This window comes from Acinetobacter sp. CFCC 10889 (genome assembly GCF_003268395.1).
Classification (GTDB): domain Bacteria; phylum Pseudomonadota; class Gammaproteobacteria; order Pseudomonadales; family Moraxellaceae; genus Acinetobacter.
This window is the reverse complement of the sequence record NZ_LQXQ01000084.1, coordinates 1-10,580: the sequence shown is the minus strand read 5'-3', so window position 1 is coordinate 10,580 and position 10,580 is coordinate 1. Positions and strand designations below refer to the sequence as shown.

Below are 10,580 nucleotides of genomic sequence, written 5' to 3'. Positions count from 1 at the left end.
TTCCATCCCGCTTCATCCCACAACTTCCCATTTCATTTAGTGCAGAATCAATTAGAAACTCACATAAGGACAACGACAACTATGTATTTATATCGCCCAATTGGATTATTTGAATATCGTTTAATCGAAAGTACAGATTTTCAAGCATTTCCTCCACGTTTATATTGGCAACCCATTTTTTATCCTGTTTTAAATCAAAAATATGCTGAAAAGATTGCATTAGATTGGAATACCAAAGATCAAGCGAGTGGTTACATTGGTTATGTCACACGTTTTGAGTTGGCAGATGAGTATTTAGCGCAATTTGAAGTACATACTGTGGGTGATGATTTTTGTCAGGAAATGTGGATTCCTGCGGAGCGATTGGATGAATTTAATCAACAGATTATCGGTAAAATAGAAGTTGTAAATACCTTTAAGGGTGATGCTTTTACTGAACATGCCGAATTGCCTGAGATTTTTAAAGTGAGTCCTGATGGCTCGAAAGAGTATTAAATATGGATGTGATGCAGGTTATTTATTATGTCTTGATCGGTATATTGAGAATTTTTGAAACTTTCATATTAATGACTTGGTTGAGTATGATTTTTTGGAATTTTGATAATTTGAAAGCGATGGTAAAAGGCGATTTTTGCCGTTATCAATGCTCACACTTTTTTGGTGGTGAGATATTTCTTTTAATCGTTATTGGGGTTTTAAATTTTGGACTTTGGTTGAGTTATGATGATTTGCATTTTTATGATCGTTATGCTTTTTTAATTTGTTTTTTGGTCGATATTTTTGTTATTGCTTATATGATTTTAAATGCTTATATATTCAATTGGTTGAAAATTGATTCTTTTTATGAAGAACCTAAACATAAAAATAGATGATTAAATAAAAAACGCCCGAATTATCGAGCGTTTTTTATTGAGCTTAAAACTTAAGCTTGATTGGTAAAGTAATCTTCGCTAAAGCTCATAATCACTTCTGCACCAGATTTAATCTTCGCAACGCGAGAACTTAATTCAGGCAATACACGTTGAATGAAGTAATGCGTCAATGTCAATTTGTCTTGGTAGAATTGACCTTCTTTGGCTTTTGCTGCTTTGGCAATACGAGCAAACATATACGTGAAGCTGAGTAAGCCCACAGCATGTAAGTAATCTACAGCAACAGCATTTGAGAAATCGGCATTTTCTTGCGCACGTTCAATAATACGCTGTGTTACGACTTCAATTTCAGTCGCAACGTCTAAAGTTGCGTCTTTGATGAAATTCAAATCTGAGTCTAGATCATTGGCAAAATCACGGATTTCAGCGATATATTCAGCAATGAATTCACCATTACATTTAATGGTTTTACGACCAATTAAATCTTGTGACTGAACGCCGTTGGTGCCTTCATAGATTTGTGCAATACGTAAATCACGTACACATTGCTCCATACCCCATTCACGGATAAAGCCGTGACCACCGAAGACCATTTGCGCATCAATTGCTGCATTAAATGCTGTATCAGTTAAATAGGCTTTTGCAATTGGTGTGAGTAGTGCAACACGGTTATTGGCAGCAGCGACTGCTTCAGGATCTGTAGAGAATTTAGTAATGTCTAATTGTTGACCGACATAAACTGCAAATGCACGAGAAGCTTCATTGTTCGCACGAGCATTAAGCAACATACGACGTACATCACCATGTACTAGGATGCTGTCCGCAGGTTTGCTTGGTGATTGAACGCCTTGCGCGCTACGACCTTGTAAACGATCTGTCGCATATTGAGCAGCATTTTGATATGCATATTCAGAAGCGCCTAGACCTTGGATCCCCATAGACAAACGTTCATAGTTCATCATCACGAACATTGCTGCAAGACCATGATTTTCTTTACCTACAAGATAACCTTTGGCTGCATCAAAGTTCATCACACATGTTGCAGACGCTTTGATCCCCATTTTGTGTTCGATTGAACCCGGACCAGCAGTATTGCGTTCGCCTAAAGAACCGTCAGCATTGACAATGAATTTCGGCACGATGAAGAGTGAAATACCACGTGAACCCGCAGGTGCATCAGGTGTTTTCGCTAAAACAAGGTGAATGATGTTTTCAGAAAGATCGTGATCACCACCTGTGATGAAGATTTTTGTCCCTGTGATGTTGTACGTACCATCTGCATTTGGTTCAGCTTTAGTTTTGATAATGCCTAAATCTGTACCTGCATGAGGTTCAGTCAAACACATGGTACCTGACCATTCACCTGTATACATTTTCGGTAAATAGGTTTCTTTTTGCTCTTGAGATGCATAGCTGTTTAACGCCATACCTGCACCCACAGAAAGAAGCGGGTAGAGCATGAATGATGGGTTGGTTGCAAATAACATTTCGTCAGCAAGTACAGTCAGCATCTTAGGCATTGCCTGACCGCCCCATTCCTCATCTGCACCTAGACCAATCCAACCGCCTTCAGCGTATTGTTTAAATGCTTCTTTGAAGCCTGCAGGTGTGGTCACTTTACCATTTTCATAATGCGCACCTTCTTCATCACCAGTACGGTTCAAAGGCAGAGTGACATTTTGGGCAAATTTCGCCATTTCTTCCAAAATTGCTTCAGCCGTTGCTGAATCAACATGAGCAAGCTTTTCATTTGATTGCCAGAATTGTTCTGCATTGAAAACATCATTCAAAATGAATTTCATATCTGCAAGTGGCGCATTATAAATTGGCATGTGGGTTCACCTGTTTATTGTTTGAATCTGTTAACTCAGATCAGTTTAAGCAACATTTGTGAATGTTGTTAGGGGACCTAAGTTGAATAGTGGTTATTTATAAAGAAAAAGGACGGTGAATGCTATGACCGTCCTTTCTCTATTTCTGCACTCTTGAGTACAGTTTTTTAGCTGACTGTTTAGACAGTCAAATTAGAATGCAAAGTCTTCAGCATCCAATGCCATCAATGGATCTAAGCCACCTGCGATCACGTCAACGTGTGAACGAACGCGTGGTAAGATTTTCTTGAAGTAGAATTGAGCTGTTTTGATTTTTGCATTGTAGAAACCAGTTTCAGTTGAACCTTCAGCCAATTTCTGTTGTGCAACAAGTGCCATACGTGCCCATAGGAATGCAAGCGTTACATAACCAGAGAAGTATAGGTAATCTACCGCAGCAGCACCAACTTCATCAGGGTTTTGCATTGCTTTCATGCCGATTTGCATGGTTAAGTCGCCCCATTCTTTATTCAGCGCAGCAAGTGGCTCAAGGAACTGAGCTAATTCAGCATTGTCTTTGTTTGCTTCGATGAATTTGTGGATGATCTTAGTGAAGTCTTTCAACATTGCACCTTGAGTACCCAAAACTTTACGACCTAACAAATCAAGTGCTTGAATTTCAGTTGTACCTTCGTATAAGCAAGAGATACGTGTATCACGTACGATTTGCTCCATACCATGCTCAGAAATAAAGCCGTGACCACCGAATACTTGTACGCCGTGTTTCGCAGATTCTGAACCTGTTTCAGTCAAGAATGCTTTTGCAATCGGTGTAAGTAGAGACAAGATGTTGTCAGCAAATTTACGTTCTTCTTCAGTTGCGCCTTGTTCAACAACGTCAGCGTATTGAGAAAGGAAGTAAACCAGTGCACGGCCACCTTCAGCATACGCTTTTTGTGTCATCAACATGTTACGTACAGCAGGGTGAACGATAATTGGATCTGCTTCTTTTTCAGGTGCTTTAGGACCTGAAAGTGAACGCATTGCCAAACGGTCTTTTGCATAAGCCAAAGCACCTTGGAAAGATGATTCAGATGCAGTCAAACCTTGAACAGCAGTACCGATACGTGCAGTATTCATGAATGTGAACATGCAGTGTAAACCACGGTTTTCAGGTCCAATCAAGAAACCTTTTGCGTTATCAAAGTTGATCACACACGTTGCATTTCCGTGAATCCCCATTTTGTGTTCAATCGAACCACAACGTACGCCATTACGGTCTGCAATAGAACCATCAGCATTGACATTGAATTTTGGAACAATGAATAAAGAGATCCCTTTAGTACCTTTAGGCGCACCAGGAAGACGAGCAAGAACGATGTGAACAATGTTCTCTGCCATATCGTGTTCACCAGCAGAGATAAAGATTTTCTCGCCAGAGATTGCAAAACTGCCGTCTGCTTGTGGTTCAGCTTTAGAACGGATAATACCCAAGTCAGAACCTGCATGAGATTCTGTTAAGCACATGGTACCTGTCCATTCACCTGAAACAAGTTTCGGTAAATACGTTGCTTTTTGTTCAGCAGAACCGTGATGCTCAATGGTACGTACTGCGCCATGAGAAAGACCTGGATACATACCCCATGCCCAGTTTGCAGAACCGACCATTTCAGAAATAGCGGTTGCCAAAGAGCCAGGTAAGCCTTGACCGCCATGTTCTTCAGGTACAGAAAGAGAAGGGAAGCCTAGCTCTACATATTTGTCATAAGCTGCTTTAAAGCCCGTAGGTGTGGTTACAACGCCATCGTTCCAGGTACAACCTTCACGGTCACCGATTTGGTTCAATGGAGATAATTCATTTTCACAGAAATCCGCGCCAGCTTCTAAATATTGATCAATCAATTCACGGCTTACTGTGTCAGAAAATGCAGGGAGTTTCGCGTAATGTTCTTCAGCATTTAATAATTCATGCAAAACGAAGTGCATATCACGTAAGGGCGCTTTGTATTGTGGCATATCGGGTTCCTCAATACTGGTTAAACCAGATTTATAATCTTGATAAATACAATGTGTCTTCACTGACACATATTTGTTCTGGTACATCGTGCAACATCTTATAGACACGTACAAGTATTTCATGGTTATTTCTCTGTGACTGTAAAGTCAAAGAAAAATAGTTTAAATAATGTAAGTGTATTGAGTGTAAACAGTTTTATGATGAAAATAAGTTAACAAATAGTCAAAATCGTAAAAAGATATTTCCAATTCTATTTTGTCAAAATAACCAATGACAAGTCTATAAAATTTAAAAAATCATGAAATCTGTTGCAAGATTCAAAAAAATGAGTTGGTTTTCACTCAGTAAAACCACTCATATATTGTTAGAGATAAGCAAAAACTATTTTTTAATGTCTTTCATGATCTGCTGTAATGCTGAAATATCTTCAAAAATAATTGTGGCTTGGGTGTCTGTTTTTTTAATAGTGACTGCATTTTTGAGTGGAATATAAGTGCTTTGGTAAGAACCTTGAGCATTTTTAGTAAAACCATTCAATTGAGCATAATTTTTTTTATATGAATGAGAGGTTACTTCTTGAGTTGCCCAATCAAACGAGTTATAGCTTACTGTTATTGGTGCCTTAAAATTGAAGTCTTGATCAGGTGCATCAAATAAGGTCATGTTTCCTTGATTTATGGATGAATTATAAATGTTTTGAAAATTATCAAGCCCCCAAAAATATCCACTGACTTGAACTTTTATGCTCAATACTGCTTGAATCAAACCAATTTCTTTAACATCAACACCTAAATCCATGAATTTTTTTAAAGTATCTTGGTTAATGGTAAATTTAGTGTTTGGATTTGATGGATGTGTGAGCTTTAAAATCGCTGTTTTTTCGGCATTGGAGAGGGAGCTAATATTATTTAAAAGTGTGGAAAGTTCTGTTTTAGTAAAGCTTTTTGGTGCAGTGATATACACTTGTGTTGGAACCTCTCGTGGAGGTAATAGTTGCTCAGTAATGTTAATTTGAACACTATTACAAGAATTTGCTGCTTTGTAGCCTTGTCCGATAACTTTATTATTTTGTTTGACCCTAAAGGTTACTGCTTGATTTTTTGGAACACTATTTAAGCCTGTTAATTCCTGTGAATTCCGTATGTTAATAACTTTATAGACTCCATAATTTTCAACATCAATTTCTATTGTTATAAATGGATTCGTTGTAAAGGCTTTATTAAAGCCAATTGGAAGAATGGATGGGCAAATCTGATTAAAGTGCCAATCTAAATTCCAAAACGATAAGTGAGAGACTTGATAGCTCACATCAAAGTTAGCTTGCGCATTTTGTTTAAATGTTCCAACTAACTCTTTTTGCCATAATCCTGTACTTTCACTATGACTCCATACAGGAATGGTATCACCATCTTTAATCGGTAAATTGGTTTCAGGGTTGAGTAAGCCAGCAGGTGCTTGGATGGTCATTGTACCTTGACCATTGCTCAGTAAATGTGCTTTACGTCCTTGACTATCTATAATATCTACAGCCATAAGACCTGCTGTAATAAAATAGCCCTGTTCAAATTTCCATTGATTATTTTCAAAGATTTTAACTTGATCTGGATTTAATCCGCCAGGGAATATTGCACCAATATTTTCAGCTTTAGGGCTAAAATAACCAATGCTCACTTGTAGATCACCCGTCAGCGCTTGTCCTTTTTCATCTTTTAAGATGGTATTTGCTGGTAAATTAAAACTTGCAGCAGCATTTTTTGATGCAACATCTGTTGTTCGAGCAGTCAGTTGTATGTCTTTAAGTAACTTACCTGTAGCATCCGCTTTTACTTCTTTTTGTAAGGCAACAGCAACACCCGCAGGTGGGGCAGCTTTATTCACTAAGCTAATTTTTTGAGGAAGAAGGGCTGTGCCTGTATAAATAATATCTACGCTTGTGCCAAAGTAGTTTTCTGAGGACAAGATCACACGTAGTTTTACAGGTTTACTTGGAGACGCATTTTTTACAGCATCTGCTTTGAGATATACGTAGCCATAACCTGCGGTACTATCTTGATCACTTGGTTCTTCATAGACATTCGATTGAGCAAGGTCATCTTGTGCTTTGATGATCACTTGATCTTGTATGATTTCTCCTGTTTTGGCATCAACAAATTGTAATGGAATAGCAACTCGTCCTTGTAGTAAGTCTGCGCTGACAATCGTTTCTTCAGGCATAGGTGGAAGCACTTTATCGACAATGGCATCAATGATGTCATCTGTACCGCCACAAGCGACAAGTGAAGTGACGCAGAGTATAGAGCAAGCTAAGGCACTGATTTTAAATTTCATTATTTTCCCCTGAATATTTTAATGTTCGTATGATCAGAATGATTGAACTATTTCATTTAGTTTTCAGTATTTATATTAGGCAAAGCAAAGTTGAAATCTATTCCTCAAATGAGAAGTAGAGTTGGTGAATGTTTGGTATTTTTTGTGAATACTATGTTGATTAAGCTATATTTTTGGCAATAAAAAATCGCCCCGAAAGGCGATTTTATATGTGTTATTTCTTAAATTAAGATGCTTTGGCTTCAGTCGTTATCGCTTGTGTTGTGACAGGCTTTTGCGCTTGGAATTTTACAAAGCATGTCCCATCAATGGTTTTTTCACCAATTTTGACTTGAATAGTCTTACCATTTGTTTGTCCTGCGCAGGCTTTTTGCATAGTTTCCCATTGTGCTTGGCGTTCGGCACGTTTTTGTTCACGTTGCTGTTGTAGTTGAGCACGTTGTTCTTCGCTCATCTGTTGCATATGACGATCACCACGATGATGACCTGAGCGATCATGCATCATACGACCTTGATCTTGGCGAAAATCACCTTTAAGTTCACGTAATGCTTTACGATCTGCTTTGAATACCATATTACAAGTGCCATCTACAGTTTTTTCTCCTGCTTTGACTTGGGCAGTTTGACCGACTGTTTTACTATCACAGGCTTTTTGAATTTGTTCATGAAAAGCTTGGCGTTCAGCACGCATTTGCTTGAACTGTTCACGTTGTTCAGGACTCATGTGACGGTCATGTTTATGATGTCCCATCATGCGTCCATCTTGTTCAGGTTTTGGAGATGTTGTCGATTGGCAGGCAGTTAATGCCCCCATACTGAGAATGCTTACAGTAACGAGTGCGATTTTTGTGTTGGCTTTCATTGTGGTTGCTCCAATGATCTTTTCACTATTTTTCAATGCTTAAAGATTAAATAATAATGATGTAGAAACAATGGAGAGTATTTTCCAATAGGGTTGGTTACAATGCGTAATAGAGAAAAAATGTGTGAGAGTTAATTTGAACATACGCCGAGTCCCCATTGCATTACGCTTATTTTTGACCGTGTTACTCACAACTTTAGTGATTACCACAGTCAGTTTAGGTGTTTTGCATTGGACGATGCAGAAAAATTTCGCTAAATATGTCGCAGATGTAGAGATGCAAAAACTCGATCATTTGATTGAAAACTTAGCAGGCGTATATGGTTTGTATCATGACTGGGGCAATGCAGTTCAAGCACAAATTTTACAGATTGAAGGGCAGGCAGCACCTGATGATTATGACAAATTGTCACGTTGGTGGCTGAGACGTCAGTATGATATCGCTTTGCAGCAACGTTATTTTAAAGAACATACTTTAGTCAGTCAGATTAGCCAAGATTCAGGTATGAATCAAAGCAAGCTTGACCCTGAAGAATTGCAAATGTTACAGGAAAATTTACCCTCAGCTTATCAACCTTTTGAGGGTTTAAAATTTCCTTTAAGTGCTAATCAAAACTTTTTTAAACCACCTGAAAAGAATAATAAAAGCCAGACCTCAGTATCATCTTTAAAACAAGAAGGTAAAAAGCGTTTTATTTCTATGCCTGATCGTCTAGGTTTAAGTTCTCGTTTATCTTTATATGATGCACAACATCAATTTATCATTGGTGAACCTTCCGAAGATCAAGTGTCATTTCGTCCCATTATTGTCAAAGATCAAGTGGTGGGATATTTGGGCTTAAAACCTGTTTTAGATCAGGATGATGCTTTAAGTATTAATTTCTTTAGTAATCAAAAGCGCTTTTTATTGTTGATTTATATTTTGTCTGTGATTGCAAGTTTGGTTGCTGCATTATTATTAGCGACTTATTTTAAAAAGCCAATTCAGCGTTTGCTCAATGCAACACGTGAGTTGACTAAAGGCAATTATCAACATCAAGTTGTGGTGAAGCGAAATGATGAGTTAGGTGATTTATCGAAAGAAATTAACCAATTGGCAATAATTTTAGATCAGCATGAACATTCACGTCGTCAATGGGTTGCAGATACTTCACATGAATTAAAAACACCTTTAGCCGTATTACAGGCACAAATTGAAGCAATGCAAGATGGTATCCGTAAACCGACCCCTGAACATTTTGATTCGATGTTGCGTCAAGTGACCAGTTTGAAAAAATTAACCCAAGACTTGGCTGATTTAGCACAAGCAGAGGCACAGCAATTGACGTGTTATTTTGCTGAAGTTGATCCTTGGCATGTGGTTTTACAAGAAGTGGAAAATTTTAAACCGAAGTTTGAACAAGCAAATTTAGCCATTCAGGTCAGTGGTGAAGGTGCAAAATTACAATTAGACATAGACCGCTTTAAACAAATTATGGTGAACTTGTTGGGCAATAGCATTCGTTATACCGAAGCAGGTGGTGAAGTGCAGATTCATACTGTACAAGATGCTCAAAGTTGGACGATCTATGTGGATGATAGTCCACTCGGTTTAAGTGATGAGCAATTGGCAAAATTGGGTGAGCGTTTTTATCGAGTGGATGATTCTCGGACACGTAGCACAGGTGGTACAGGTTTAGGTTTGGCATTGTCAGGTAAAATTGCCCAAGCCTTAGGTGGTAAGTTGAGTTTTGAGCATTCTCCATTGGGTGGTTTGCGTTGTAAATTAACTTTCCCAAAATAAACAAAGTGTTAAAAGGAAAATACAACATGAAGCATATTATGCTTGTCGAAGATGAAGTGGAACTTGCGCAATTGGTGCGAGACTATCTAGAAGCAGCAGGCTTAGAAGTCAGTATGTTTCATGATGGGCAAGAAGCCTATGACAGCTTTTTGCAACGTAAACCCAGTCTCATGATTTTAGACTTGATGGTGCCACGTATGGACGGTTTGACCATTTGCCGTAAAGTACGTGAACAGTCAGATTTACCGATTATTATGGTGACAGCACGTACAGAAGAAATTGACCGTGTGTTGGGGTTAAATATGGGTGCAGATGATTATGTCTGTAAACCATTTAGCCCGAAAGAGTTGGTGGCACGAGTGCAAGCGGTATTACGCCGTTTAGAACGCAAAGCTGAACCTGAAGAAAATAATTTATTTCGTATGGATAAAGCACAACAACGTATTTGGTATCAACAAAAATCGTTGAATTTAACACCAACTGAATTCCGCTTATTGGAGTTATTTTTGGAACATGTGGGGCAAGTGTATTCTCGTGCGCAACTTTTAGACCATATTAATCCTGACAGTTTTGATGTGGCGGATCGTGTTATTGATAGTCATATCAAAAACTTACGTCGTAAAATTTCAGAAGCAGCAGAAACAGGAAATCGTCATGAATGGGTACAAGCTGTATATGGTGTAGGCTATCGTTTTGAATACCCAGAAGATTAAAAAAAAGTTACAAATTGAAACATGATTTGTGGATAAACACAGGTTTATCCACAGATATTGGGTATAACTGTTGATAAGGTATATTAAAAAATAAACGATCAGATTCAATCTGTACTTGATGAAAAATAATTTTTAAATATTTTAAATCGTATTTGATTTTGATACATTTTAAATGACATATCCTTTAATAATAT

General features: G+C 38.1%; 8 protein-coding genes. 4 read left to right on the top strand and 4 right to left on the bottom strand.

The window, feature by feature from the left end:
* Window positions 1-495: hypothetical protein (locus AVJ19_RS19390; protein ID WP_228203410.1), on the top strand; the 495-nt coding region annotated here is incomplete at its 5' end.
* Between the two features lie 2 nt (window positions 496-497).
* Window positions 498-872 carry a hypothetical protein gene (locus AVJ19_RS19385; RefSeq protein ID WP_111861220.1) on the top strand — a complete coding sequence of 125 codons (375 nt, stop codon included), beginning with the start codon at window positions 498-500 and terminating at the stop codon, window positions 870-872.
* A 50-nt stretch (window positions 873-922) separates the two neighbouring features.
* Here the strand turns inward: AVJ19_RS19385 and AVJ19_RS19380 are convergent, their stop codons facing one another.
* The 4 genes from AVJ19_RS19380 to AVJ19_RS19365 form a co-directional block, all read right to left on the bottom strand.
* Entirely contained in the window at window positions 923-2,704 is a 1,782-nt protein-coding gene (locus AVJ19_RS19380) for an acyl-CoA dehydrogenase C-terminal domain-containing protein (protein ID WP_111861219.1), read from the bottom strand.
* Window positions 2,705-2,896: 192 nt separating this feature from the next.
* Entirely contained in the window at window positions 2,897-4,699 is a 1,803-nt protein-coding gene (locus tag AVJ19_RS19375; RefSeq protein ID WP_111861218.1) for an acyl-CoA dehydrogenase C-terminal domain-containing protein, read from the bottom strand.
* A 382-nt stretch (window positions 4,700-5,081) separates the two neighbouring features.
* Complete coding sequence (locus tag AVJ19_RS19370) at window positions 5,082-7,028, bottom strand: hypothetical protein (RefSeq protein WP_111861217.1); 1,947 nt, start codon at window positions 7,026-7,028, stop codon at window positions 5,082-5,084.
* Between the two features lie 226 nt (window positions 7,029-7,254).
* Window positions 7,255-7,890: a hypothetical protein gene (locus tag AVJ19_RS19365; protein ID WP_111861216.1), complete on the bottom strand. Its 636-nt coding sequence runs from the start codon at window positions 7,888-7,890 to the stop codon at window positions 7,255-7,257.
* Window positions 7,891-8,026: 136 nt separating this feature from the next.
* On the opposite strand from AVJ19_RS19365, the gene baeS reads away from it, so the two are divergent.
* A complete protein-coding gene (baeS, locus tag AVJ19_RS19360) occupies window positions 8,027-9,673 on the top strand; it encodes a sensor histidine kinase efflux regulator BaeS (protein WP_111861222.1) in 1,647 nt (548 codons plus the stop codon).
* Window positions 9,674-9,699: 26 nt separating this feature from the next.
* Window positions 9,700-10,386, top strand: coding sequence for a response regulator (locus AVJ19_RS19355; protein WP_111861215.1), 687 nt, complete (start codon window positions 9,700-9,702; stop codon window positions 10,384-10,386).
* Window positions 10,387-10,580 lie beyond the last annotated feature (194 nt).

Excerpts from the sequence above, each read along its gene's own strand:
- AVJ19_RS19385 (WP_111861220.1), top strand. The coding sequence starts at position 498 with ATGGATGTGATGCAGGTTATTTATTATGTCTTGATCGGTATATTGAGA.
- AVJ19_RS19365 (WP_111861216.1), bottom strand. The coding sequence starts at position 7,890 with ATGAAAGCCAACACAAAAATCGCACTCGTTACTGTAAGCATTCTCAGT.
- AVJ19_RS19370 (WP_111861217.1), bottom strand. The coding sequence starts at position 7,028 with ATGAAATTTAAAATCAGTGCCTTAGCTTGCTCTATACTCTGCGTCACT.
- AVJ19_RS19375 (WP_111861218.1), bottom strand. The coding sequence starts at position 4,699 with ATGCCACAATACAAAGCGCCCTTACGTGATATGCACTTCGTTTTGCAT.
- AVJ19_RS19380 (WP_111861219.1), bottom strand. The coding sequence starts at position 2,704 with ATGCCAATTTATAATGCGCCACTTGCAGATATGAAATTCATTTTGAAT.
- AVJ19_RS19355 (WP_111861215.1), top strand. The coding sequence starts at position 9,700 with ATGAAGCATATTATGCTTGTCGAAGATGAAGTGGAACTTGCGCAATTG.